The organism is Schinkia acidoalkalinis (assembly GCF_054301215.1).
This window is the reverse complement of the sequence record NZ_CP182573.1, coordinates 572808-597559: the sequence shown is the minus strand read 5'-3', so window position 1 is coordinate 597559 and position 24752 is coordinate 572808. Positions and strand designations below refer to the sequence as shown.

General features: G+C 38.4%; 23 protein-coding genes. All 23 read left to right on the top strand.

The genetic code is table 11. From position 1 onward, the window contains the following. Positions 1 to 7: 7 nt before the first annotated feature. The 23 genes from ACNQFZ_RS03030 to infB all read left to right on the top strand — a co-directional run bounded on the left by ACNQFZ_RS03030 (position 8) and on the right by infB (position 24722). The gene (locus ACNQFZ_RS03030) at positions 8 to 1033 is read left to right on the top strand and encodes a protein-glutamate methylesterase/protein-glutamine glutaminase (RefSeq protein ID WP_458415292.1); all 1026 of its coding nucleotides are present in this window, start codon (positions 8 to 10) and stop codon (positions 1031 to 1033) included. Between the two features lie 16 nt (positions 1034 to 1049). Beyond that, the gene (locus ACNQFZ_RS03025; RefSeq protein WP_458415291.1) at positions 1050 to 3110 is read left to right on the top strand and encodes a chemotaxis protein CheW; all 2061 of its coding nucleotides are present in this window, start codon (positions 1050 to 1052) and stop codon (positions 3108 to 3110) included. A gap of 34 nt (positions 3111 to 3144) precedes the next feature. Next, positions 3145 to 3621 carry a chemotaxis protein CheW gene (locus ACNQFZ_RS03020; RefSeq protein WP_458413881.1) on the top strand — a complete coding sequence of 159 codons (477 nt, stop codon included), beginning with the start codon at positions 3145 to 3147 and terminating at the stop codon, positions 3619 to 3621. Further along, entirely contained in the window at positions 3618 to 4259 is a 642-nt protein-coding gene (locus ACNQFZ_RS03015; RefSeq protein ID WP_458413880.1) for a chemotaxis protein CheC, read from the top strand. Before ACNQFZ_RS03020 ends, ACNQFZ_RS03015 begins: the two co-directional genes overlap by 4 nt. Then, positions 4252 to 4749: a chemotaxis protein CheD gene (locus ACNQFZ_RS03010; RefSeq protein ID WP_458413879.1), complete on the top strand. Its 498-nt coding sequence runs from the start codon at positions 4252 to 4254 to the stop codon at positions 4747 to 4749. The genes ACNQFZ_RS03015 and ACNQFZ_RS03010 overlap by 8 nt, the downstream gene beginning before the upstream one ends. Before the next feature lie 27 nt (positions 4750 to 4776). Next, on the top strand, positions 4777 to 5544 hold the full coding sequence (locus tag ACNQFZ_RS03005) for a FliA/WhiG family RNA polymerase sigma factor (protein WP_458413878.1): 768 nt from the start codon (positions 4777 to 4779) through the stop codon (positions 5542 to 5544). A 27-nt stretch (positions 5545 to 5571) separates the two neighbouring features. Continuing rightward, on the top strand, positions 5572 to 5886 hold the full coding sequence (locus ACNQFZ_RS03000; protein ID WP_458413877.1) for a hypothetical protein: 315 nt from the start codon (positions 5572 to 5574) through the stop codon (positions 5884 to 5886). Between the two features lies 1 nt (position 5887). After that, positions 5888 to 6391, top strand: a complete 504-nt coding sequence (locus tag ACNQFZ_RS02995; RefSeq protein ID WP_458413876.1) for a coupling factor for flagellin transcription and translation — start codon at positions 5888 to 5890, stop codon at positions 6389 to 6391. Positions 6392 to 6536: 145 nt separating this feature from the next. After that, on the top strand, positions 6537 to 7247 hold the full coding sequence (gene rpsB, locus ACNQFZ_RS02990) for a 30S ribosomal protein S2 (RefSeq protein WP_458413875.1): 711 nt from the start codon (positions 6537 to 6539) through the stop codon (positions 7245 to 7247). Between the two features lie 175 nt (positions 7248 to 7422). Then, positions 7423 to 8307 carry a translation elongation factor Ts gene (gene tsf / locus ACNQFZ_RS02985; RefSeq protein WP_458413874.1) on the top strand — a complete coding sequence of 295 codons (885 nt, stop codon included), beginning with the start codon at positions 7423 to 7425 and terminating at the stop codon, positions 8305 to 8307. 84 nt (positions 8308 to 8391) lie between these two features. After that, entirely contained in the window at positions 8392 to 9114 is a 723-nt protein-coding gene (gene pyrH / locus ACNQFZ_RS02980) for a UMP kinase (RefSeq protein WP_458413873.1), read from the top strand. Positions 9115 to 9116: 2 nt separating this feature from the next. Continuing rightward, positions 9117 to 9674: a ribosome recycling factor gene (gene frr / locus ACNQFZ_RS02975; protein WP_458413872.1), complete on the top strand. Its 558-nt coding sequence runs from the start codon at positions 9117 to 9119 to the stop codon at positions 9672 to 9674. 104 nt (positions 9675 to 9778) lie between these two features. After that, positions 9779 to 10555: an isoprenyl transferase gene (locus tag ACNQFZ_RS02970; protein WP_458413871.1), complete on the top strand. Its 777-nt coding sequence runs from the start codon at positions 9779 to 9781 to the stop codon at positions 10553 to 10555. Positions 10556 to 10603: 48 nt separating this feature from the next. Next, positions 10604 to 11398: a phosphatidate cytidylyltransferase gene (locus tag ACNQFZ_RS02965; protein WP_458413870.1), complete on the top strand. Its 795-nt coding sequence runs from the start codon at positions 10604 to 10606 to the stop codon at positions 11396 to 11398. 17 nt (positions 11399 to 11415) lie between these two features. After that, on the top strand, positions 11416 to 12561 hold the full coding sequence (gene dxr / locus ACNQFZ_RS02960; protein WP_458413869.1) for a 1-deoxy-D-xylulose-5-phosphate reductoisomerase: 1146 nt from the start codon (positions 11416 to 11418) through the stop codon (positions 12559 to 12561). 32 nt (positions 12562 to 12593) lie between these two features. Then, entirely contained in the window at positions 12594 to 13844 is a 1251-nt protein-coding gene (rseP, locus tag ACNQFZ_RS02955) for an RIP metalloprotease RseP (protein WP_458413868.1), read from the top strand. 49 nt (positions 13845 to 13893) lie between these two features. Next, positions 13894 to 15600 carry a proline--tRNA ligase gene (locus tag ACNQFZ_RS02950; protein ID WP_458413867.1) on the top strand — a complete coding sequence of 569 codons (1707 nt, stop codon included), beginning with the start codon at positions 13894 to 13896 and terminating at the stop codon, positions 15598 to 15600. Positions 15601 to 15678: 78 nt separating this feature from the next. Further along, positions 15679 to 19977 (top strand): PolC-type DNA polymerase III, encoded by a 4299-nt coding sequence (locus ACNQFZ_RS02945; RefSeq protein WP_458413866.1) that lies wholly within the window; start codon positions 15679 to 15681, stop codon positions 19975 to 19977. A 226-nt stretch (positions 19978 to 20203) separates the two neighbouring features. Next, on the top strand, positions 20204 to 20677 hold the full coding sequence (rimP, locus tag ACNQFZ_RS02940; RefSeq protein ID WP_458413865.1) for a ribosome maturation factor RimP: 474 nt from the start codon (positions 20204 to 20206) through the stop codon (positions 20675 to 20677). 36 nt (positions 20678 to 20713) lie between these two features. Beyond that, positions 20714 to 21877 carry a transcription termination factor NusA gene (gene nusA / locus ACNQFZ_RS02935; RefSeq protein ID WP_458413864.1) on the top strand — a complete coding sequence of 388 codons (1164 nt, stop codon included), beginning with the start codon at positions 20714 to 20716 and terminating at the stop codon, positions 21875 to 21877. A 17-nt stretch (positions 21878 to 21894) separates the two neighbouring features. Next, on the top strand, positions 21895 to 22167 hold the full coding sequence (rnpM, locus tag ACNQFZ_RS02930; protein ID WP_458413863.1) for an RNase P modulator RnpM: 273 nt from the start codon (positions 21895 to 21897) through the stop codon (positions 22165 to 22167). Position 22168: 1 nt separating this feature from the next. Then, positions 22169 to 22471 (top strand): YlxQ family RNA-binding protein, encoded by a 303-nt coding sequence (locus tag ACNQFZ_RS02925; protein ID WP_458413862.1) that lies wholly within the window; start codon positions 22169 to 22171, stop codon positions 22469 to 22471. A 19-nt stretch (positions 22472 to 22490) separates the two neighbouring features. After that, a complete protein-coding gene (gene infB / locus ACNQFZ_RS02920) occupies positions 22491 to 24722 on the top strand; it encodes a translation initiation factor IF-2 (protein WP_458413861.1) in 2232 nt (743 codons plus the stop codon). The last annotated feature ends 30 nt before the right edge of the window (positions 24723 to 24752 follow it).

The window sequence follows — 24752 nt, the reverse complement described above, 5'->3', positions numbered from 1 at the left end:
GGCTTTTATGAGAAAGCTTATAACGAACTTTTTAAGCGAGGATTCCCGTTTTAAAGTGATCGGCACAGCTAGAAATGGAAAAGATGCGATCCAAAAAGTAAAGGATTGGCAGCCTGATGTTGTCACACTGGACGTTGAAATGCCGGAAATGAATGGGCTCGATGCATTGCGTATTATTATGAGTGAAGCCCCTACGAGAGTTGTTATGCTATCTACGACAACCAAACAAGGTGCAGATCATGCGTTAACAGCAATCGCATATGGTGCTGTTGATTTTATAGCAAAACCTTCAGGGGCGATTTCGCTTGATTTAGCGAAAGTAAAAGCTGAAATTATTCAAAAGGTATTAATGGCTTCTAAGGCAAATATTCAAGGGTTTATCTTTAAAAACAATAAAAAGTCAACTCCTGTTGTTGAAATAATGAAGCCGTTAGCCGCATGTTTTTCCGAAACCAATACCAAAAAGCTTGTTTGTATCGGGACATCTACCGGGGGGCCGAGGGCGCTGCAGCAAGTCCTCACGAATTTGCCGGCAACCATCAATGCCCCCATTTTAGTAGTTCAACATATGCCTGCCGGATTTACAAAGTCACTTGCAATAAGGCTTGATTCATTGAGTGAAATTACCATTAAAGAAGCAGAAAATGGTGAGGTCCTTCAAAATGGGACAGCCTATATAGCTCCGGGAGGCTACCACCTCAAATTAAAAACAGTAGGGAATCAACTTAGCATTTATTTAGATCAATCCGAACCGCAAAATGGTCATCGGCCTTCAGTTGACGCCATGTATGAATCGATAAGTGAGATTAGTTATTATCGAAAAATCGCTGTTATTATGACCGGAATGGGCTCAGATGGGACAAAAGGATTAAAGGCTCTAAAATCATCAGGTAATACAATCGCGATTGCAGAATCGGAAGAAACATCAGTCGTGTTTGGAATGCCAAAATCGGCGATTGCAACGAATTTAGTAGATGAAATTGTTAACTTAGAAAAAATAGCTCCAACTATTATGAAGTATATTGATGCTTAAAGGGGTGTTCAAGATGATGGATACGAGTCAATATTTAGAAATGTTTATCGATGAAAGCAAGGAACATTTACAAGCGATAAATGAAAATTTATTAGCATTAGAAAATGATCCAAACGACATGAGTATTGTCAATGAAATATTTAGATCTGCCCATACACTTAAAGGGATGTCCGCAACAATGGGATATGAGGATTTAGCGAATTTAACCCATAAGATGGAAAACGTTCTTGATGGGATTCGAAACCATAAAATTCTTGTGAATTCTGATATTTTAGATGTTGTTTTTCTCTCTGTTGACGATCTTGAAGCGATGGTAAATGATATTGCCAGCGGTGGGGACGGAAAAAGAGATGTGACTGAAGTAGTTGAGAAGCTGCTTCTTATCGAAAAAGGAGAAGACCCGAAGGCAACAGGGACAAATGCTGCTCAAACAACACAAGCTCCAGTCCAATCGAATGGAAATGGGGCAATTGGTGTATTAGATGAATTCGAATTAACCGTTTTAGAACAATCAAAGGAACAGGGCTATCTTAGTTATCAAATCACAGTAAAACTTAGAGATGACTGCTTGCTCCGTGGGGCCCGGGTTTTTATGGTGTTTGAAATTTTAGAACAAGTAGGAGAAGTAATTAAAGCCAACCCTTCTGTTGAAGATCTTGAAGAAGAGCGATTTGATTATGAGTTTTCCGTTATTTTAGTTTCGAAAGAAAGTGCGGACGATATCGAAAAACGGATTATGAAAGTTTCCGAGATTGAGAGTGTGATGGTAAAAGAATTCTCAATTGAAGACTATAGACAAAACCAAAGTGACTTAGTAAAGGAAAAGCTTGCAGTCGATGAGAAGGAAGTGGCCCCTGCCGAGAAATCTGTTCAGGAGGGCGCTAAAAAGAGTGAACAGGAAAAAGAGAAAACAAAAGGTCAGAATGTATCCAATAAAACCATTCGTGTGAGTATTGAGCGCTTGGATATTTTAATGAATTTATTCGAAGAGCTTGTGATTGACCGGGGGAGACTTGAACAAATTTCGAATGATTTAAATAATCCGGAACTCCATGAAACCGTGGAAAGAATGTCACGAATTTCAGGCGATTTGCAAAATATTATCTTAAATATGCGCATGGTTCCTGTTGATCAGGTGTTCAATCGTTTTCCACGGATGGTAAGGCAGCTTGCCCGGGATTTAAATAAGAAAATTAATTTGGAAATTATCGGAGCCGAAACGGAATTAGACCGGACCGTTATTGATGAAATTGGTGATCCGCTCGTCCATTTAATTCGAAATGCGATTGACCATGGCATTGAAACGCCTGAGGAACGCCGTGCAAAAGGAAAACCGGAAGAAGGAAAGGTAGTATTAAAAGCCTACCATAGTGGAAATCATGTATTTATTGAAATAGAGGATGATGGCGCTGGTATTAATCGTGAGAAGGTCTTAAAAAAGGCGATTGAAAAAGGTGTCGTAACTTCTGAAGCAGGGGCAAATATGACCGATAAGCAGGTTTTTGAGCTTATTATGGCATCTGGATTTTCTACTGCTGATAAAATATCAGATGTTTCTGGACGTGGTGTTGGTCTAGATGTTGTTAAAAATACAATTGAATCATTAAGTGGATCCGTTACAATTGAGTCTAAATTGGGAGCAGGTTCAATATTTTCGATTCAATTGCCATTAACATTATCGATTATTTCCGTCATGCTTGTTGAAATTCAAGAGGAAAAATATGCAATTCCATTATCATCCATTATTGAAACAGCAATTATTAAGAAAGAGGACATTTTAAATGCCCATAATCAAAAAGTGATTGACTACCGAGGAAAGATTGTACCATTAGTGTTTCTAAAGGATATCTTTGAGGTGCCTGTTGTTAAAGAAGAGGATGGCTTCTTATCTGTTGTTATCGTACGAAAAGGAGATAAAATGGCGGGGCTTGTTGTCGATTCCTTCATCGGACAACAAGAGATTGTCTTAAAGTCACTAGGAAATTATTTAACATCTGCCTTTGCAATATCCGGAGCCACCATTCTTGGAAATGGACAAGTTGCCTTAATCATTGATTGCAATGCTTTAATTAAATAATGAGGGTGACTATGCATGATAAGGAGGAATGGAAATGTCTGACCAAACGTTAACTGACTTAAAAGTAATCGTTTTTCAATTAAAAGACGATGAATATGGAATCCCTGTTCAACAGGTTCAATCGATTGAAAGAATGATGCATATCACTCGTGTCCCTAGAGTAGCGAAATTTGTGAAAGGGGTTATGAATCTACGTGGCGTTGTTACTCCTATTATAGATTTACGGAAACGCTTCGGTATTGAAGAGGCTGCTTACTCTGAAAGTACAAGAATCATAATTGTTGGTGTTGGTGACCTGGATGTAGGCTTAATAGTTGATGCCGCCAATGACGTTATTGATATTCCGGAGGGCACAATCGAACCCCCTCCGCAAGTTGTTGGCTCAGTAGAGGTTGAATACTTAAACGGTGTTGCGAAGCTTGATAAGCGTCTATTGATCTTATTAAATTTAGATAGGGTATTGAATCCAGAAGCTATGAAAGAATTTAAATTCATTGAGGGGCAATTATGACTTTCATCGAACAAATCAAAACCTACCATTTGGATATTTTAAAAGAAGTTGGTAATATTGGTGCTGGCAATGCAGCTACTTCCCTTTCTAAGATTCTTGGCAAAACAATTAATATGACAGTCCCTAATGTTCGGATCGTGTCATTTGATGAAATGATGGATATGGTGGGTGGATCAGAAAAGGTGATTGCTTCTGTTTTTCTTAGAATTGAAGGCGATGCACCAGGCAGTATTTATTTTATCCTTCCATTGGAGCAAGCAGAGAATTATATTCACCAAATGACTGGTGAAGAAGGTTTTTCGTTTGAAAATCCACCCTATTCTGAGCTATCGGTTTCTGCACTCGAAGAGCTTGGTAATATCCTTTCAGGCTCCTATTTGTCGGCTTTATCGGATTTTACACAGTTAAACCTATATCCTTCCGTTCCGGCACTAGGAATTGATATGGTTGGAGCTGTCTTAAGTTTTGGCTTAATGGAAGTATCTCAGGCAAGCGATTTTGCAATTGTGATTGATACGGCTGTCAGTGAAGAAGAAGAGATGATAAACGAAAGTGTAAAAGGTCACTTTTTCCTTTTGCTTGACCCCGACTCATTTGCAAAAGTGTTTAATGCGCTAGGAGTCCCTCTTGATGAGTGAGACGGTTACTATTGTGAAGGTTGGTATTGCCGATATGAATGTCGTAGAGTCCCCCAATCTTATTCGTACTTCAGGTTTAGGATCATGTGTTGGGGTTGTTATTTATGATACAAAAAAGGAAATTGCCGGCCTTGCCCATGTAATGCTACCTGATTCATCATTGGCAAAGTCAAATTCCATTAATATAGCTAAATACGCAGACACCGCTATTGCAGAATTGATTAAGAGAATTTTGGTCATAGGTGGAAAACAAATCAATCTAAAAGCAAAAATTGCCGGTGGGGCACAAATGTTTCAATTTGCAACACAAAACGAAATGATGAGAATTGGTCCTAGAAATGTGGAAGCTGTAAAAAAGGAATTGCAACGTTTTCGAATCCCAATTATGGCAGAGGATACCGGCGGTAACAGCGGCCGTACCATTGAGTTTAATCCGAGTACACGGAAATTAAATATTAGAACTGTGAATCAAGGTGTAAAGGATATTTAAATTGAAACGTCTTTAAGGAGGATTACAATGGCGATATTACCATCAAATGAGGATCAGATATGGAAAAGATGGATCAATCATAAAGATCCTCAGGCTGGTGATTCATTAATACGTCTATATATGCCTCTTGTCAACTATCATGTGCAAAGGATATCGGTTGGTTTACCTAAAAATGTAAATCGAGAAGATGTGAAAAGTTATGGGCTGCTCGGATTATATGATGCACTTGAAAAATTCGATCGATCTAGGGATTTAAAATTTGATACCTATGCTTCATTCCGAATTAGAGGCGCGATTATCGATGGGCTTCGTAAGGAAGATTGGCTTCCTCGAAGTGTAAGGGAGAAGAATAAAAAAATCGAAGCTGCAATGGAACGGCTAGAACAAAGATATATGAGAAATGTAACGGCAGAGGAAATTGCCGAAGAAGTTGATATGACTGAAGAAGAAGTAAATAATGTTATGACAGAGGGTTTTTTCGCTAATATTCTATCGATTGATGAAGGCAGTAAAGAAACAGAAGAAAAAGAGGGCAATTATTTTTCTATTCGCGATAAAAATACATTAACTCCTGAAGAGCATACAATCAAAGAGGAACTTTTTAATGAACTTGTTGAAAGAATTAAGGAGCTCAACGAGAAGGAGCAATTAGTCGTCAGCTTGTTCTATCAAGAAGAACTGACATTAACGGAAATAGGACAGGTGCTTGGCTTATCGACATCTAGGATTTCACAAATTCATTCTAAAGCACTTATGAAGTTGAGAGGCTCCTTAACAAAAATATTTGCCACGTAAATGTGATCAATATGGGGAAGTGATAAAATGAGTCTTAAGCTTGTAGAATTACAGGTTGCGCTTCCAAGAACTCAGGATTTAGGGAAAATGCAAGAAGAATTACAGCAAAGATCGCGGCATATCCAAGACCATTTGGCCTCTGTTCAGCATAAAGAAGAAATAGAAAAAAGACATCAAGTCAATAAATATGATAAAACAACAAAAAATAAGCTTCAAAATGATGGGCACAATTCAAATGGAGCAGCATACCAAAGAAAAAACCAGAAACAAAACAAAAAAGGTAATCACCATGAGGAAAGTCCGCATCCCTACAAAGGAAATATAATTGATATAGAGGGATAAAATGTATCCATTATTATTAACGATAAGCTTCATTTTACACCTTTTCGCATTCTTTTGGATTTTCTTATTATCCTTGCGCTTAAAAGCCGCAAATGAGAATGAAACGAAAGAAAGTGAAATTCAAAAAGAAATAGAAGATATGTTTCAAGCGTATTTACTGGAAATGAAGGAAGAAAACGAAAAGTTAATGAATATGTTGGAAAAATCTACAAAAGATAAAATAAGTGAAGTAACAGAAGTGAAGCAGGCGATCAGCAAACATGATGAGGATAAACCGACGCAAACAATCAGCGCTTACGCAGCGCCGGTAGGCTTTAGAAGTAAACCAAAGGACTATGTTCCTCCGCTTCCAATGGGAGAAGAGCGGATTGAACAATCATTAGCTTCCCAGGTTCTTTTTTTACGTGAAAAAGGATTAAAGCCAGATGAAATTGCCCAAAAACTAAATAAAGGGAAGGCCGAAATTGAGTTGCTTCTGAAATTTAACAGCCAAAAACATAATTAGACTTGATTCGAGGCATGTGAATATGGTATAGTAACTTTCGGTGTTAAATACACACGTCCGTTGATTGAAATAGTGGTGCTGCTATTGCAGTACTATTTCCAGATGAAACGTACGGAGGAATCAAAACCAATTAGGAGGAAGAAAAATGTCAGTAATTTCAATGAAACAATTATTAGAAGCAGGTGTTCACTTCGGACACCAAACACGTAGATGGAATCCTAAGATGAAGCGTTACATCTTTACTGAGCGTAACGGCATCTATATCATCGACCTTCAAAAAACAGTGAAAAAAGTTGAAGAAGCATTCAACTTTATGAAAGAAGTAGCTGCAAATGGTGGTACAGTTCTTTTTGTAGGTACTAAAAAGCAAGCACAAGATTCTGTTAAAGAAGAAGCAGAACGCAGCGGTATGTACTTTGTTAACCAACGTTGGTTAGGTGGAACATTAACAAACTTTGAAACAATTCAAAAGCGTATTGCTCGTCTTAAAGAAATTGAAAGAATGCGTGAAGATGGTACATTTGATGTACTACCTAAAAAAGAAGTTGTTAATTTAAACAAAGAATTAGAACGCCTTGAAAAGTTCTTAGGTGGTATTAAAGAGATGAAGGAAACCCCTGATTGCCTATTCATCATCGACCCACGTAAAGAGCGCATTGCAGTTGCTGAAGCACATAAACTTAATATTCCGATTGTTGCAATCGTTGATACAAACTGTGATCCAGATGAAATCGATTACGTAATTCCAGGTAATGACGATGCAATCCGCGCTGTAAAACTTTTAACTGCAAAAATGGCTGATGCTATTATTGAAGCTAAACAAGGTGAAGAAGTAGCAGCTGTTGCAGCTGAGTAAGAAATGCGGAAGCGCCCGTTCAGCGACGCAAAAACTGGAGCTGGACATCAAATCATACTGCTAAAGACGATATAGTAATGTAATAATAAAGGTGGTAAGAGGGAGAGCCTTTTATCACCTTTTTAAAAGAGTTGAAATAAAAAAGATACATAATGATCTTTAAAGGAGGATTAACATGGCAGTTACTGCACAAATGGTAAAAGAGCTACGTGAAAAAACAGGTGCTGGAATGCTTGATTGTAAAAAAGCACTTACTGAAACAAATGGTGATATGGAGAAAGCAATCGATTATCTTCGTGAAAAAGGTATTGCAAAAGCTGCAAAGAAAGCAGACCGCATTGCTGCAGAAGGAACGACTTCTGTTGTAGCTGAAGGAAATAAAGCAGTTATTTTAGAAGTAAATGCTGAAACAGACTTCGTTGCGAAAAATGATGCTTTCAAACAATTGGTTTCAGAACTTGGTGGACATTTATTAGCACAAGAACCTGCTACTTTAGAAGAAGCTTTAGCTCAAAGTTTAAATGGAAATGGTCCAACTGTTGAGGAGCATATTAATGCTGCAATTGCAAAAATTGGCGAAAAAATTTCGTTGCGCCGTTTTGAAGTAGTGAATAAACAAGATAGTGATGTATTTGGTGTTTACCTGCATATGGGAGGCCGCATTGGCGTATTGACAGTACTTGAAGGAACAAACGATGCAGAGCTTGCAAAAGATGTTGCAATGCACGTTGCAGCCGTTAACCCTCGTTTTATTTCTCGTGAACAAGTTCCTGCAGAAGTAACTGAGCATGAAAAAGAAGTATTAACACAACAAGCTCTAAATGAAGGAAAGCCTGCTAACATCGTTGAAAAAATGGTTGTTGGACGTTTAAGCAAGTTCTTTGAAGAAATTTGCTTATTGGATCAATCTTTCGTAAAAGATCCAGATCAAAAAGTAGGTAAGTACGTTCAATCTAAAGGTGGTTCTGTAAAATCATTTGTACGTTATGAAGTTGGCGAAGGAATTGAAAAACGTCAAGAAAACTTCGCAGAAGAAGTAATGAACCAAATCAAAAAATAATTGGATTTTATTAGGGAACACATCGTGTTCCCTATTTTAGAATTGGGACCCTTTTTTAAAAAGATTAGAGCGGTGGAGGTAGTCATGACAAATCCTAATTATAAACGTGTAGTATTAAAATTGAGTGGAGAAGCTCTCGCGGGCCCAAAAGGTTTTGGAATTGACCCAGCAGTCATTAATAGCATTGCGAAACAAGTGAAAGAAATCGCCGAAATGAATGTAGAAGTTGCAGTAGTTGTTGGCGGCGGTAATATATGGCGTGGTAAAATAGGTAGTGAAATGGGTATGGATCGAGCAACTGCAGATTATATGGGGATGCTTGCTACTTGTATGAATTCTTTGGCCTTACAAGATAGTCTTGAAAGCATGGGAATCGAAACTCGTGTGCAAACGTCTATTGAGATGCGTCAAGTTGCCGAGCCATATATTAGAAGAAAGGCAATTCGGCATTTAGAAAAGAAGCGGGTTGTCATTTTTGCTGCTGGTACTGGAAACCCATACTTCTCGACCGATACGACAGCTGCGCTTAGAGCCGCTGAAATCGAAGCAGATGTAATTTTGATGGCTAAAAATAATGTAGATGGTGTTTATAGTGCTGACCCTACCGTTGATAAAAATGCTGTGAAATATGAAACACTTACTTACCTTGATGTAATTAAAGAAGGATTAGCTGTAATGGATTCAACTGCTTCCTCATTATGCATGGATAATGATATTCCACTAATTGTATTCTCCATCATGGAAGAAGGAAATATTAAGCGCGCAATCTGTGGTGAAAATATTGGAACAATTGTAAAGGGGAAATAATAATGGGACAAACTGTTATTAAAAATGCAAAGGAAAAAATGAATAAAGCTATTCAAGCATATAAGCGTGAATTAGCTACTGTTCGTGCTGGAAGAGCAAACCCATCGCTATTAGATAGAATTCAAGTCAATTATTATGGTGCGCCAACACCATTAAATCAATTATCATCAATCACGGTTCCAGAGGCACGTTTGCTCGTGATTCAACCCTATGATAAATCAGTGTTAAATGATATTGAAAAAGCAATTTTAAAGGCTGATCTTGGCCTTAATCCAACAAACGATGGATCAATTATCAGAATATCAATTCCAGCTTTAACGGAAGAACGCCGCAAGGCTCTGGCAAAGGATATAAAAGCGATGGCAGAGGATGCTAAAGTTGTGATTAGAAACATCCGCCGTGATGCGAATGACGAATTGAAAAAATTAGAAAAAGATGGTCAAGTTACGGAAGATGAGCATCGCAATTTTGCTGATACTGTTCAAAAGGAAACAGACAATCATGTGAAAGAAATTGACAATATCACAAAAGAAAAAGAAAAAGAAATAATGGAAGTCTAGACCATTTCGCGATACAATAATATTTACAAGAAACCCTCTTAACAAAATTCAGGGGGTTTTTTTACTATTAAGTTCATTCTAAATTATGTAGGTGGAGGATTCGAATGCTCGATAAGTTCTCATTTAAAAGGAACAAAATAGAAGCCGGCGCTTTAGAATATTCGTTAGAACATATTGATCTTTCTTCCGTACCTAATCATGTTGCAATTATTATGGATGGAAATGGCCGTTGGGCAAAAAAAAGAGGACTTCCTCGCATTGCTGGTCATCATGAAGGAATGCAAGTCGTTCGGAAAATTGTAAAAGCCTCTAATAAGATAGGAATTAAGGCATTAACGCTGTATGCTTTTTCTACAGAAAACTGGAAACGGCCTAAGCTAGAGGTTGAATATCTTATGAAGCTTCCAGAGGAATTTTTAGGATCATTTTTACCTGAATTAGTAGAGGAAAACGTTCAAGTGCGCATAATGGGGAATAAAGACCAACTGCCGGCTCATACGCTCCGTGCCATAAACAAAGCAATCAATGACACAAAGGATAACGATGGTTTAATTTTAAATTTTGCTTTGAACTACGGCAGCCGTTATGAAATTATTGAAGGAATTAAGAAATTAATAAAGGACACGAATAATGGCAAACTAGATTTAGATGATATTAATGAAGATCTGTTTTCAAATTATTTGATGAGTTCCGGCCTTGAAGAACCAGATTTGTTGATTCGAACAAGCGGGGAAATACGATTAAGTAATTTCATGTTGTGGCAGTTAGCATACGCTGAATTTTGGTTTACTGACGTACTATGGCCAGATTTTGAAGAAAAACATTATTATAAAGCGATTGTAGAATATCAGCGTCGTGCCCGAAGGTTTGGTGGCGTTTAACTTTATTCAGAGAGTCGCTTACAATCTATGAGTAGGTGATGACTTGAAATGAAAACAAGAATTATAACAGCTATTTTGGCTATGGCAATATTTTTACCGCTTGTCATTATTGGAAAAACCCCATTTGTTATACTAGTGTATCTTATGGGTACGATTGCCTTAAAGGAATTATTAAGGATGAGGAAAATTAATGTCCTGTCTATACCAGGTGTAATTGGCTTCCTTTTTCTATGGGTATTGTTAATTCCTCGATTCTTATTAATGGATAGTGTAGGAACGAGCTTTTCCAAAATTGAAGCAGCATTGATCGTTGTTATGTTGTTGTTAATATACACCGTTATTTCAAAAAATGAATTCACATTTGATGATGCGGGTTTTATCATTTTATCCACATTATATATTGGTGTAGGTTTTTATTATTTTATTGAAACGAGAATGGCCGGATTGTCTTATGTCTTCTTTGCATTATTTGTCATTTGGGCCACGGATTCTGGTGCTTATTTTATCGGGAGAGCATTTGGTAAGCGAAAGCTATGGCCCGAAATAAGTCCGAATAAAACGGTTGCTGGGTTTGTTGGTGGTATTTTTTCTGCCCTTTTGGTTGGCCTAATCTTTCAAATCGTAAGCCCGTTGCATTCATCGATGATTATTGTTTTAATAGCAGCAATGGTGACCTCTCTCTTTGGGCAAATGGGAGATTTGGTTGAATCAGCTTTAAAACGGCATTATACTGTCAAAGACTCTGGTCATCTCCTGCCAGGCCATGGCGGAATATTGGACAGGTTTGATAGTCTTCTTTTTGTTTTACCGATTCTGCACTTTTTGCTTTTGCAATTCATATAGAAGGTTAGTGAACAGCTATGAAAAAAATAAGTTTACTTGGAGCAACTGGATCAATCGGAACACAAACGCTCGATATCATCAAGTTGCATCCAGAAGAGTTTCAGTTAGAAGCAATATCAATCGGAAAAAATATAACATTGGGTTTGGAAATCATACATACATTTAAACCAAAGGTTGTTTCAGTTCTTGATAAAGAAGCTTGTGAATATTTGAAAACGAAGGTTCCGGCTCATGTCAAGGTTGTATATGGTGTGGAAGGGTTAATCGAAGTGGCCGCCAATGCAGACTCTAGTGTTGTTGTTAATGCGGTTATGGGAAGCGTTGGCTTAAAACCTACGTTAAAAGCAATCGAAGCTGGGAAAACAATTGCCATCGCCAATAAGGAAACATTGGTGACAGCTGGACATCTTGTAATGGAAGCAGCCAAAAAACATGGGGTTGACATATTGCCAGTGGACAGTGAGCATTCCGCGATTTTTCAGTGCTTAAATGGTGAAGAGAAGAAAGCTTTAGAACGAATTATTTTAACGGCATCTGGAGGAAGCTTTCGTGATTTGACTCGCTCTGATCTCAATGATGTTACGGTTGAATCAGCGCTTAAGCACCCGAATTGGTCAATGGGTGCCAAGATTACGATTGATTCAGCTACAATGGCGAATAAAGGCCTTGAAGTCATTGAAGCACACTGGTTATTTGATATGCCTTATGAAAAAATCGATGTTGTGATGCATCGCGAAAGTATTATCCATTCTTTAGTAGAGTTCCAAGATACAAGTATGATTGCACAGATTGGCTCTCCTGATATGAGAGTACCGATTCAGTATGCACTTGCCTACCCTACAAGACTTGCGCTGCCTATTTCGAAAAGGTTAAACTTAACTCAGGTAGGGAAGTTGCATTTTGAAGAGGTAAGTTTTGAAAGATTCCGTTGTTTAGAGTTTGCCTATAATGCTGGAAAAATTGGTGGTACCATGACGACGGTGCTAAATGCTGCCAATGAAGAAGCAGTTCAAATGTTTTTAAACAGACAAATACGCTTTCTTGAAATTGAGGCATTTATTGAAAAAGCTCTTGAACAGCATAATCCTATTTCCCACCCTGATTTAGAAACAATTGTAGCGGTCGATACCGAGACGAGAAGCTTTGTAAAGTCGCTCATGTAATTGGGACAATAATAAAAAAGGTGGTTTTTCATTTGAACACGGTAATTGCATTCGTCATTATTTTTGGTGCGCTTGTTTTTTTTCATGAGCTAGGGCATTTAGTATTTGCAAAACGAGCAGGAATGCTTTGTCGTGAATTTGCAATTGGGTTCGGTCCAAAGGTTTTTTCGTTTCGCTGGAATGAAACCCTTTATACAATCCGACTATTACCATTGGGGGGATTTGTAAGAGTAGCGGGTGAAGATCCGGATTTAGTAGAGATCAAGCCTGGCTATAATGTTGGCTTGGTGTTTGGGAAAAACGATAAAGTATCGAAAATAATTGTAAACAATAAAACAAAATATCCAAATGCAAAAGTAATCGAAGTTGAACATGTCGATTTAGTTTATCAATTGACAATATCAGGCTATGAACAAGATGATGAACTATTGCAAACATTTAAGATTGATGAAAGGGCAATGTTAGTATCTGACGATCAAGAGACGCAGATTGCCCCCTTCAACCGACAATTTGCTTCCAAGACCGTGCCACAGCGGGCGATGCAAATTTTTGCAGGGCCAATGATGAACTTTGTCTTGGCAATAGTAATTTTTGTTATTTTAGGGAGCCTTATCGGAACACCTGTTAAAGATCCGGTTTTAGGTGAATTAACGAAAGATGGATCTGCCATTTCAGCTGGTTTAAAACAAGGCGATAAAGTTTTATCAATTGATAATCATACAATCACCAACTGGGAGGAAATGGTACAAATTATTCAACAAAATGGAAATAAGCCATTGCATTTTTTAGTTGAACGCAGTGGTAATCAGAAGGATTTAGAGGTAACCCCGAAAATTCGTGATAAAGAAGGTACCGGATATATCGGCGTCTACCCGGCAGTTGAAAAATCATTTCTAGGCTCCGTTGTATATGGCTTCGATCAAACTTATTTTTGGACGAAGCAAATTCTTGTTGGATTAAGTCAGCTTATTGTTGGTCAATTCTCGATTGATGACCTTTCAGGTCCGGTAGGAATCTATAGTCTTACAGATGAAGTGGTCCAAACTGGCATTTATAACCTAATGAGATGGGCTTCAATCTTAAGCATTAACCTTGGGATTGTGAATCTATTGCCTCTTCCAGCCTTAGATGGTGGTAGGCTTCTCTTTATTGGCATTGAAGCAGTGCGCGGAAAACCGATTGATCCACAAAAAGAAGGTATCGTTCACTTTATCGGCTTTGCTTTGCTCATGCTATTAATGCTTGTAGTAACTTGGAATGATATTCAAAGATATTTCCTATAATTGCTCGTTCAATAAACTAAATAATTGTTGTTATAATAGAGGTGCGAAAATGAAACAAAGTAAAATGCTTATTCCTACACTAAGAGATGTACCAGCAGATGCTGATATTAAAAGTCATCAATTCCTTTTAAGAGCCGGTTTCATGCGGCAAAATGCCTCTGGTGTATACAGTTATTTACCATTGGCTAAAAGAGTTTTACAAAAAGTGGAACAAATCATCCGCGAAGAAATGGATGCTATCGGCGGCTCAGAATTGTTAATGCCAACTCTGCAGCCGGCTGAGTTATGGCAAGAAACAGGTCGTTGGTATAATTTTGGTTCCGAATTAATGAGAATAAAAGACCGCCACGCCCGTGATTTTGCTCTTGGGCCAACCCATGAAGAGGTTGTCACATCACTAGTCCGTGACGAAATTAATTCATATAAAAAGCTTCCGCTTATTTTATATCAAATTCAAACGAAATTCCGTGATGAAGCTCGTCCTCGTTTTGGTTTACTCCGGGGCCGGGAATTTATCATGAAGGATGCTTATTCTTTCCATTCTTCAAAAGAAAGCTTGGATGTGGCTTACGAGGACATGAGAACGGCTTATTCAAATATTTTTAGAAGATGTGGTTTGAATTTCAGAGCTGTTATCGCTGACTCTGGGTCGATTGGCGGTAAGGATTCGCAAGAGTTTATGGTTCTAACTGATGTTGGGGAAGACACGATTGCCTTTTCCAATGAATCTGAATTTGCCGCAAATATCGAAATGGCGCCTGTTCATGTTCAATATGAAAAATCTAATGAAACTTTAGCTCCATTAGAAAAGGTTGAAACAATAAACCAAAAAACAATCGAAGAAATTTCACAGTTCTTAAATGTACCTAAAGAGAAATGCTTAAAATCATTGCTCTTTAAAGTTGATGAAAAATTTGTATTAGTCGTTGTCCGTGGGGACCACGAAGTCAATGATATTAAAGTGAAAAATTTAATGGGGGCAAAATTCGTAGAGCTGGCAACACCAGAGGAAACAGCAACTGTTCTAAAAGCAGAAATCGGCTCCATCGGACCAGTTGGCTTAACTAGAGATGTGGAGGTTATTGCTGATTATGCCGTTCAGGCTGTTGTGAATGGGGTTTGCGGTGCAAATGAGACAGATTTCCATTATATAAATGCAAATGTTGACCGTGACTTTAAAGTAAGTCAATTTGCAGATCTTCGTTTTATCCAAGAAGGTGACCCATCACCTGATGGAAATGGAACAATTCAGTTTGCAAGAGGGATTGAGGTTGGACATGTCTTTAAATTAGGTACGGTTTATAGTGAAAAAATGAAGGCGACCTATCTTGACGAAAATGGAAAATCATACCCAATGATTATGGGTTGTTATGGAATTGGTGTTTCTAGAACAGTTGCTGCCATCGTTGAACAGCATAATGATGAAAATGGCATCATTTGGCCGGTTTCCGTTGCACCATTTGAAGTGCACCTTATTCCAATTAATATGAAAACTGAATCACAAAAAGAACTAGCAGATCAGATTTATAATAAATTAAACAGCGAATCGATTTCAGTACTTTATGATGACCGCAATGAACGCCCTGGCGTAAAATTTGCGGACTCAGACCTATTTGGGTTCCCGATTCGGATTACAGTTGGTAAAAAGGCTGAAGAAGGTATTGTTGAATTAAAGCTTCGCAAAACAGGCGAAGTACTTGAAGTTTCAGTCGACAATTTACTAGATGTGGTTAAAGAAAAACTAAAATCCTATTAGAATTTTGTAGTAAAGTCATAAGGTACCTCTTCTCTACACGAGGTACCTTCCTTTATTTGTTTTTAGGGGGGATTATGAATGTCTCAAGACATAGCAATTAGAAAGGAACGCTTTCAGCTATTATTAGAGCAAATTTCAATATCTTCATCATTAATAGATTCATATTTTCAAGATGCATGGATTGAAAAGGTAACGATTGAACGCAGCAAAAAAACATGGCATTTTGAATTTGGAATACAAACATACTTACCACTTGAGGTATTCTTATTTTTTAAATCCCAATTAATCAATACGTTTCAGCATATTGCGAATGTGACATTTGCATTTTCCTACAAGGCACCAGTTTTTTCGGAAAATGTACTTGAAGAATATTGGACTTATATGATTGAACAGCTGGAAGGTGTTGCACCATCCCTTCTTTCGTTATTTAGAGAACAAAAGCCAAGGATTCATGGCAATAAACTTTTAATCAATGTTCGTAATGATCCTGAGGCCGTCACTGTAAAAAATAAACAGGATCAATTTACGGTGATTTTTCAATCTTTGGGATTTCCACACTTTACAATCGAAACTGAAACTGTGCAGTCAAAAGAAGATTTTATTAAGTTTAAAGATCAGACTGAACAAGAAGATCGTACGAAAATGTTGGAGGCCTTAGTCTTCTCGGAACAAAATAAAAAGTCCAATCAAGAAGAGAAGGAAGTCCCAACAGGTCCGGTTACGATTGGCTATACCATTAAGGATGAAGCTGTTCCAATTAAAGAGATTCAAGAGGAAGAGCGACGCATTACCATCCAGGGTTATGTATTTTTCAGCGAAATTAAAGAGCTGCGTAGCGGAAGGTCGTTGTTGACCTTTAAAATCACCGATTACACCGATTCATTGATGATTAAAGTATTTTCCCGTGATAAAGATGATGTTTCATTGCTATCAGCTATTAAAAAAGGAATGTGGGTCAAGGTCCGCGGTGGCATTCAAATGGATACATTTGTCCGTGACCTTGTGATGATGGCACAAGATATTAATGAAATGACGCCGAATGAGCGCGAAGATACGGCTGAGGAAAAACGGGTGGAGCTACATCTTCATACCCCAATGAGTCAAATGGATGCTGTTACACCGATTTCAGATTTAGTAAAACAAGCTAAAAAATGGGGGCATGAAGCTATTGCGGTAACAGACCATGCCGTTGCTCAATCGTTCCCGGAAGCTTTTGCGGCCGGTAAAAAAAATGGTGTCAAAATCCTATACGGATTGGAAGCTAATCTCGTCGATGACGGGGTGCCAATTGCTTACAACCCTAGCCATCGGCTATTAAGTGATGATACGTATATCGTTTTTGACGTGGAAACAACTGGTCTTTCTGCTGTATACGACACGATTATTGAATTGGCTGCAGTAAAGATAAGAAATGGTGAAATTATTGACCGCTTTGAGGCATTTGCCAATCCGCATCATCCACTCTCAGCAACAACTATTGAGTTGACAGGAATCACGGATGATATGGTAAAGGACGCACCTGATATTGAGATTGTTATTAAACAATTTAAAGATTGGGTTGGCGATGATATTTTAGTTGCCCATAACGCGAGCTTTGATATGGGCTTTTATAACATGGGACTGAAAAAGATTGGTGATAAAAAAGCGGCGAATCCGGTTATTGATACACTCGAACTAGGAAGATATTTGTATCCAGAGTTAAAAAATCACCGTTTAAATACACTTTGTAAAAGGTTTGATATTGAATTAACCCAGCATCACCGCGCAATCTATGATGCCGAAGCTACCGGCTATTTATTAATAAAAATGCTGAAGGATAGCGAGGAGAAGGGCATCCTATATCATGATGAGTTAAATGAAAACATGGGGCAATCTGGAGCTTATAAACGGTCACGGCCATCCCACTGCATCGTTTTTGCTAAAAATGACGTTGGCTTAAAGAATCTTTTTAAGTTAGTTTCTTTTTCACATATTGATTATTACTATCGCGTTCCAAGAATTCCAAGGTCACTACTCACAAAATATCGTGAGGGCCTCATTGTTGGCTCTGGTTGTGATAAAGGGGAAGTATTCGAAGCGATGATGCAAAAATCGCCGGAAGAGGCGGAAGAAATTGCTGAGTTTTATGACTATCTGGAAATACAGCCGCCTTCAAATTATTATCATCTAATTGAAAAAGAACTTGTTCGAAATGAACAAGCTCTTCAAAGTATTTTGAAAAATATTGTAAAGCTTGGCGAAAAGATGGGCAAATTAGTCGTAGCGACAGGCAACGTCCATTACTTAAATAAAGAAGATCATATTTATCGAAAAATACTAATTGCGTCTCAAGGCGGAAATCCGCTCAATAAACAAACGCAGCCGCTTGTTTATTTCCGGACTACGAATGAAATGCTTGACTGTATGGCCTTTTTAGGTGAGGAAAAAGCGAAGGAAGTCGTCGTAACAAACACAAAAAAAATTGCCGATTTAATTGATGAAATAAAACCGATAAAGGACGAGTTATATACGCCTAAAATTGAAGGGGCCGAAGAAGAAATCCGCGAAATGAGTTACCAGCGGGCACGGCTTATCTACGGCGACAACCTACCTGAAATTATAGAAGCAAGACTTGAAAAAGAATTAAAAAGTATTATCGGCCATGGCTTTGCGGTTATTTATTTGATTGCTCATAAGCTTGTTAAAAAGTCGCTGAATGATGGCTATCTTGTTGGCTCACGGGGATCTGTAGGTTCTTCGTTTGTTGCAACAATGACCGAGATTACAGAAGTGAATGCATTGCCGCCGCATTATATCTGCCCAAAATGCAAGCACTCCGAATTTTTTAATGATGGCTCCGTTGGGTCAGGATTTGACTTGCCTGATAAAAACTGTCCTAATTGTGGCACGGAATATAAGAAAGACGGACATGATATTCCGTTTGAAACGTTCTTAGGTTTTAAAGGGGACAAGGTTCCGGATATTGACTTGAATTTCTCGGGGGATTATCAGCCACGGGCCCATAACTACACGAAGGTACTGTTTGGTGAGGATAATGTGTATCGCGCTGGTACAATTGGCACGGTTGCTGATAAGACGGCTTTTGGTTATGTAAAAGGATATGCGTCTGATCATAATTTAACGTTTAGGAATGCTGAGGTAGAGCGACTTGCTGCCGGGTGTACCGGTGTAAAAAGAACGACGGGCCAGCATCCAGGGGGAATTATCGTTATTCCGGATTATATGGATGTGTTTGATTTTTCACCAATTCAATATCCAGCAGATGATGTCGATGCGGAATGGAGAACAACTCATTTTGATTTCCATTCCATCCATGATAATGTGCTGAAGCTCGATATACTTGGACACGATGACCCGACGGTGATTCGGATGCTTCAGGATTTAAGTGGGATTGACCCGAAAACAATCCCAACCGATGATCCAGAGGTAATGAAAATTTTCTCAGGGCCTGAATCGATTGGCGTAACTGAGGAGCAAATCATGTGTAAAACCGGGACACTCGGAATCCCGGAATTTGGTACAAAGTTTGTACGTCAGATGCTTGAGGATACAAAACCAAGCACTTTCTCAGAGCTAGTGCAGATTTCAGGTTTATCACATGGAACGGACGTATGGTTAAACAACGCAAACGAGTTGATTCAAAATGGAACATGTACATTAAGTGAAGTAATCGGCTGTCGTGACGATATCATGGTGTATTTAATTTATAAAGGGCTTGATCCATCTTTAGCCTTTAAAATAATGGAATCCGTGCGTAAAGGGAAAGGTTTAACAGATGAATTCATCGAAGAGATGAAGAAAAACAAGGTCCCGGATTGGTATATCGATTCATGCTTAAAAATAAAATATATGTTCCCGAAAGCCCATGCCGCAGCCTATGTTTTAATGGCGGTACGGATTGCTTATTTTAAAGTGCATTTTCCAATTCTTTTTTATGCTGCTTATTTTACTGTTCGTGCCGATGATTTTGATGTCGATGCGATGGTAAAAGGAAGCAATGCAATCCGGAGCCGGATTGAAGAAATCAGCGCAAAAGGCTTAGATGCCTCAACAAAGGAAAAGAACTTGCAAACGGTAATGGAATTAGCGTTAGAAATGTGTGAAAGAGGCTATTCATTCCAGAAAATAGATTTATACCGTTCCAGTGCCTCCGAATTTATTGTTGAAGGCAATACATTAATACCGCCATTTAATTCTATTCCTGGCTTAGGTACAAATGCGGCTATCAATATTGTAAAAGCTCGCGCGGAAGGCGAATTTTTATCAAAGGAAGACCTGCAGCAACGAAGTAAAATTTCTAAAACGGTGCTTGAATATCTTGAACAACAAGGATGTCTTGAAGGGCTACCAGATCAAAATCAACTGTCTCTGTTTTAGGCTAAATGTTCTTACCTTGCAAAACCTTGATTAATATGGTATATTTTATTCGGCGATACGAAAAATACTGGTAAATGATTAAGAGTGGGCTAAAACCCGCTCTTTTGTTTTCAATGACTTCTTAAGACGTATTTTTAACTTGTCCCTGCTTACTAAGCAGGGAATTTTATATCAATTAGTTACATCTCTCGCGCTTGAGGATATTCTCACGATTAGGAGGTTAAATATGAGTAAAAAAGTAACAGAGGTCACGGAAGAACTTGTTCTGCCAATACTCTCTGAGATGAATTTAGAACTGGTTGATATTGAATTTGTTAAGGAAGGCAAGAATTGGTATCTTCGAGTATTTATTGATTCAGATAAAGGAATCGATATTGAAGATTGTGGAAAAGTTAGTGAAAAACTTAGTGAAAAGCTGGATGAAATAGATCCAATTACATATCCATACTTTTTGGAAGTTTCTTCACCAGGTGCTGAACGGCCCTTAAAAAAGCCTGATGATATCAAGAAGGCGATTGGCAAACAGGTGCATATTAAAACATACGAGCCAATTGAAAATGAAAAGATTTTTGAAGGCAAGCTGCTTTCATTTGATGGCGATACCGTCATCATTGAGGTCTTAATAAAAACAAGAAGAAAGCAATTTGAAATTCCGTACCAAAAGATTGCTAGTGCCAGACTAGCTGTTACCTTCCACTAAAACTATCGGATTGACTATTTTAAAGGGGAGAAAACAATGAGTAGTGAATTATTAGATGCCTTAATTTTACTTGAAAAAGAAAAAGGCATTAGTAAAGATGTTTTATTAGATGCGATTGAGGCCGCTTTAATTTCAGCCTATAAGCGCAATTTTAATTCAGCACAAAATGTGCGTGTTGATGTGAATCCGGCAACAGGCACGATGCGTGTTTTTGCAAGAAAAGAAGTTGTTGAAGAAGTATTTGACCCAAGATTAGAAATTTCTTATGAAGAGGCAAAAAAAATCAATCCTAATTATGAGATTGAGGATGTTGTGGAAATTGAAGTAACACCTAAAGATTTTGGCCGTATCGCTGCGCAAACAGCTAAGCAAGTTGTTACTCAGCGTGTCCGTGAAGCCGAAAGAGGTGTTATCTATTCTGAGTACATTGATCGTGAAGAAGACATCATGACCGGCATTGTGCAACGACAAGATTCCAGATTTATCTATGTTAATCTTGGGAAAATTGAGGCGCTCCTGCCAGTCAGTGAACAAATGCCAAACGAAACATATAAACCGCATGATCGTATTAAAGTTTTCATCACAAAGGTTGAAAAGACAACGAAGGGTCCACAAATTTTTGTATCAAGAACACATCCTGGGCTATTAAAACGATTATTTGAAATTGAAGTTCCGGAAATATACGATGGTACAGTTGAAATAAAATCTGTATCCCGCGAAGCAGGCGACCGTTCCAAAATTGCCGTTCATTCCGATAATACTGAAGTGGATCCAGTGGGTTCATGTGTTGGACAAAAGGGTCAACGTGTACAAGCGATTGTAAACGAATTAAAAGGTGAAAAAATTGATATTGTACGCTGGTCAAAAGATCCGGTTGAATATGTTGCAAACGCCTTAAGTCCTTCACAAGTCGTAAAGGTTATGGTTGATGAAGAGGAAAAAGCAACAACAGTGATTGTACCTGATTACCAGCTTTCACTTGCAATCGGAAAACGCGGTCAAAATGCTCGTTTAGCTGCGAAATTAACAGGCTGGAAGATTGATATTAAAAGTTTAACTGAAGCGAAAGCACAAGGGCTATTAGATGAAGAAACTACAGAGGAGCCGCTTTTTGCAGTACAAGATGGTTCTGAAGGCGATTATGAAAAAATTGACTCAAATGAAGATCTTTCTAGCGAAGATAATGTAGATCAAGAATAGGAGTAGGGGTGATCCGGATGAAGACTCGGAAAGTACCGTTACGCAAATGCATTGCAAGTCAAGAAATGAAGCCAAAACGCGATCTTCTTCGCATCGTAAGATCCAAAGAAGGGGAAGTTTCCATTGACCCGACTGGAAAGAAATCAGGTAGAGGCGCATACTTAAGCAAAGATAAGGAATGTATCCTACTTGCGAAAAAGAAAAATATTCTTGAACATCACTTGGATGTAAAAATACCAGAGTCATTTTACGATGAAATCCTTGATTTTGTTGAGAAGGAGCAAAAATAGCTTGAATCAAGATCGCTGGATGTCTTTATTAGGTCTTACCAATCGAGCAGGTCAACTAACATCAGGGGAAGAATTAGTATTAAAGGAAATCCGAAAAGGCAAAGCCAAACTGGTGATTTTGTCGTCTGATGCTTCTTTTAATACAACTAAGAAAATTACCGATAAATGTCTTTTTTATCAAATCCCATTGAAAAGTGTTACCGACCGATATTTGTTAGGTCAGGCTATTGGAAAAGACGCACGTGTTGTCGTGGCCGTTTTAGATAATGGTTTTGCAAAGAAATTAGTGGAGTTGCTCGATTAATTTTCTTGGGGGTGAACGTATGAGTAAAATGCGTGTATACGAATATGCAAAACAGCATAATAAATCAAGTAAAGAAATTATTAATAAATTAACAGAAAATAATATTGAGGTAGCAAACCATATGTCAATGATTGATGAAGAAGCAATAAAAGTTTTAGATACAGCTTTTACGGGCAATAAATCTCAGGCAAATGTTAAGAAAAACGACGATAAAAAACAGAAGCCTGAACAAAATAATGGTAAGAGGGAAACAAGTGTGGCAATCACAGAAAACGAAGAATTAGAAGATAAAATGCCTTCCGATGATGAGGATTATGAATTCAATGCTAAAAATAAGGCGAAGGGCCCGAAAAAAATTAAAGCTAAAACGGATAAAGATAAGGATAAGGCACCTGAAAAAGCCAAGCAAAATCCTAAAAATAGAAGAGGTTCTCAGCAACAACAGCAACAACAACAAAAACAGCCAACACATCAGCCAGCTGCCAAAAAGGAAGATACTGTTAAAGTTGTTAAATATGAAGGCTCACTAACTGTTGGTGAACTTGCTAAAAAATTAGGCAAAGAACCATCTGAAATTATTAAAAAGTTAATGATGCTGGGTGTAATGGCAACAATTAATCAGGATTTAGACGATGATACAATTGAATTACTTGCTTCAGAATTTGGTGTTGAAGTAGAAAAAGAAATCGTTCTTGATATGAATGATCTTGATAGCTATGTTGTTGAGGATAAGCCTGAAGATTTAGTAGAACGTCCGCCAGTCGTTACAATCATGGGTCACGTTGACCACGGGAAAACAACTTTATTAGATTCCATTCGTCATGCGAAGGTTGCTGCAGGCGAAGCAGGTGGAATTACGCAGCATATCGGTGCCTATCAAGTTGAAGTCAATGGTAAGAAAATTACCTTCCTTGACACACCAGGACATGAAGCATTTACAACGATGCGTGCTCGTGGTGCAAGTATAACTGATATTACGATACTAGTTGTGGCAGCTGATGATGGTGTTATGCCGCAAACGAAAGAAGCAATCAACCATGCTAAAGCAGCAGGTGTACCTATTATCGTTGCTGTCAACAAAATCGACAAAGAGGGTGCCAATCCTGATCGCGTAATGCAAGAGTTGACCGAATTTAACCTGATTCCTGAAGCGTGGGGCGGGGATACCATCTTCGTAATGCTTTCTGCACTTAAAGGCCAGGGAATTGATGAACTTTTAGAAATGATTTTACTTGTAAGTGAAGTTGAAGAATATAAAGCCAATTTGGAAAGACTTGCGGTTGGTACCGTCATTGAAGCTAATCTTGATAAAGGAAAAGGACCGGTTGCAACACTTCTAGTCCAAAATGGAACATTAAAAGTCGGCGATCCGATCGTTGTCGGCAATACGTTTGGACGCGTCCGCGCTATGGTCAATGATTTAGGACGCCGTGTAAAAACAGCCTCTCCTTCAACACCGGTTGAGATTACCGGTTTACATGAAGTACCAAGTGCCGGTGACCGCTTTATCGTTTTTGAGGACGAAAAGAAAGCTCGTCAGGTTGGGGAAGCTCGTGCTCAAAAGCAAATCGAAGAACAACGCAGCGAGCGTAACAAAGTGAGCCTCGAGGACTTATTTGAACACATTAAACAAGGTGAAATGAAAGAAATTAACCTTATTGTCAAAGCTGACGTTCACGGTTCAGCAGAAGCGATGTCATCTTCCTTACAAAAGATTGATGTCGAAGGGGTCAAAGTTAAAATCATCCATACTGGTGTAGGTGCGATTACTGAATCAGACGTCATTTTAGCTTCCGCTTCCAATGCCATCATTATTGGCTTCAATGTCCGTCCTGATGTGAATGCGAAAAAGACGGCAGAATCTGAGAACGTTGATATTCGCTTGCACCGTATCATCTACAAAGCGATAGAAGAGATTGAAGCAGCGATGAAGGGGATGCTTGATCCTGAATTTGAAGAAAAAGTCATCGGTCAAGCAGAGGTACGTGAGACATTTAAGGTGTCTAAAGTTGGTACGATTGCAGGCTGTTATGTGACCGATGGAAAGATTACCCGTGATTCTGGCATCCGTCTTGTACGTGATGGAGTTGTTATTTTCGAAGGTGAAGTCGACACTTTAAAACGTTTCAAAGATGATGCTAAAGAGGTAGCACAAGGCTATGAATGCGGAATGACAATCAAGAACTTTAATGATATTAAAGAAGGCGACATTATCGAGGCTTACGTTATGCAGGAAATTGAACGTAAATAATCGGATGTGTTCGTTTCCTGAAAATGAACG

Coding starts and splice junctions, on each gene's coding strand:
- nusA (WP_458413864.1), top strand. CDS start 20,714: ATGAGTAGTGAATTATTAGATGCCTTAATTTTACTTGAAAAAGAAAAA.
- ACNQFZ_RS02965 (WP_458413870.1), top strand. CDS start 10,604: ATGAAAACAAGAATTATAACAGCTATTTTGGCTATGGCAATATTTTTA.
- tsf (WP_458413874.1), top strand. CDS start 7,423: ATGGCAGTTACTGCACAAATGGTAAAAGAGCTACGTGAAAAAACAGGT.
- pyrH (WP_458413873.1), top strand. CDS start 8,392: ATGACAAATCCTAATTATAAACGTGTAGTATTAAAATTGAGTGGAGAA.
- ACNQFZ_RS02970 (WP_458413871.1), top strand. CDS start 9,779: ATGCTCGATAAGTTCTCATTTAAAAGGAACAAAATAGAAGCCGGCGCT.
- ACNQFZ_RS03020 (WP_458413881.1), top strand. CDS start 3,145: ATGTCTGACCAAACGTTAACTGACTTAAAAGTAATCGTTTTTCAATTA.
- infB (WP_458413861.1), top strand. CDS start 22,491: ATGAGTAAAATGCGTGTATACGAATATGCAAAACAGCATAATAAATCA.
- ACNQFZ_RS02945 (WP_458413866.1), top strand. CDS start 15,679: ATGTCTCAAGACATAGCAATTAGAAAGGAACGCTTTCAGCTATTATTA.
- ACNQFZ_RS02995 (WP_458413876.1), top strand. CDS start 5,888: ATGTATCCATTATTATTAACGATAAGCTTCATTTTACACCTTTTCGCA.
- ACNQFZ_RS03010 (WP_458413879.1), top strand. CDS start 4,252: ATGAGTGAGACGGTTACTATTGTGAAGGTTGGTATTGCCGATATGAAT.
- ACNQFZ_RS03030 (WP_458415292.1), top strand. CDS start 8: ATGAGAAAGCTTATAACGAACTTTTTAAGCGAGGATTCCCGTTTTAAA.
- ACNQFZ_RS03025 (WP_458415291.1), top strand. CDS start 1,050: ATGGATACGAGTCAATATTTAGAAATGTTTATCGATGAAAGCAAGGAA.
- ACNQFZ_RS03015 (WP_458413880.1), top strand. CDS start 3,618: ATGACTTTCATCGAACAAATCAAAACCTACCATTTGGATATTTTAAAA.
- ACNQFZ_RS03005 (WP_458413878.1), top strand. CDS start 4,777: ATGGCGATATTACCATCAAATGAGGATCAGATATGGAAAAGATGGATC.
- rpsB (WP_458413875.1), top strand. CDS start 6,537: ATGTCAGTAATTTCAATGAAACAATTATTAGAAGCAGGTGTTCACTTC.
- rnpM (WP_458413863.1), top strand. CDS start 21,895: ATGAAGACTCGGAAAGTACCGTTACGCAAATGCATTGCAAGTCAAGAA.
- ACNQFZ_RS03000 (WP_458413877.1), top strand. CDS start 5,572: ATGAGTCTTAAGCTTGTAGAATTACAGGTTGCGCTTCCAAGAACTCAG.
- ACNQFZ_RS02950 (WP_458413867.1), top strand. CDS start 13,894: ATGAAACAAAGTAAAATGCTTATTCCTACACTAAGAGATGTACCAGCA.
- rimP (WP_458413865.1), top strand. CDS start 20,204: ATGAGTAAAAAAGTAACAGAGGTCACGGAAGAACTTGTTCTGCCAATA.
- frr (WP_458413872.1), top strand. CDS start 9,117: ATGGGACAAACTGTTATTAAAAATGCAAAGGAAAAAATGAATAAAGCT.
- dxr (WP_458413869.1), top strand. CDS start 11,416: ATGAAAAAAATAAGTTTACTTGGAGCAACTGGATCAATCGGAACACAA.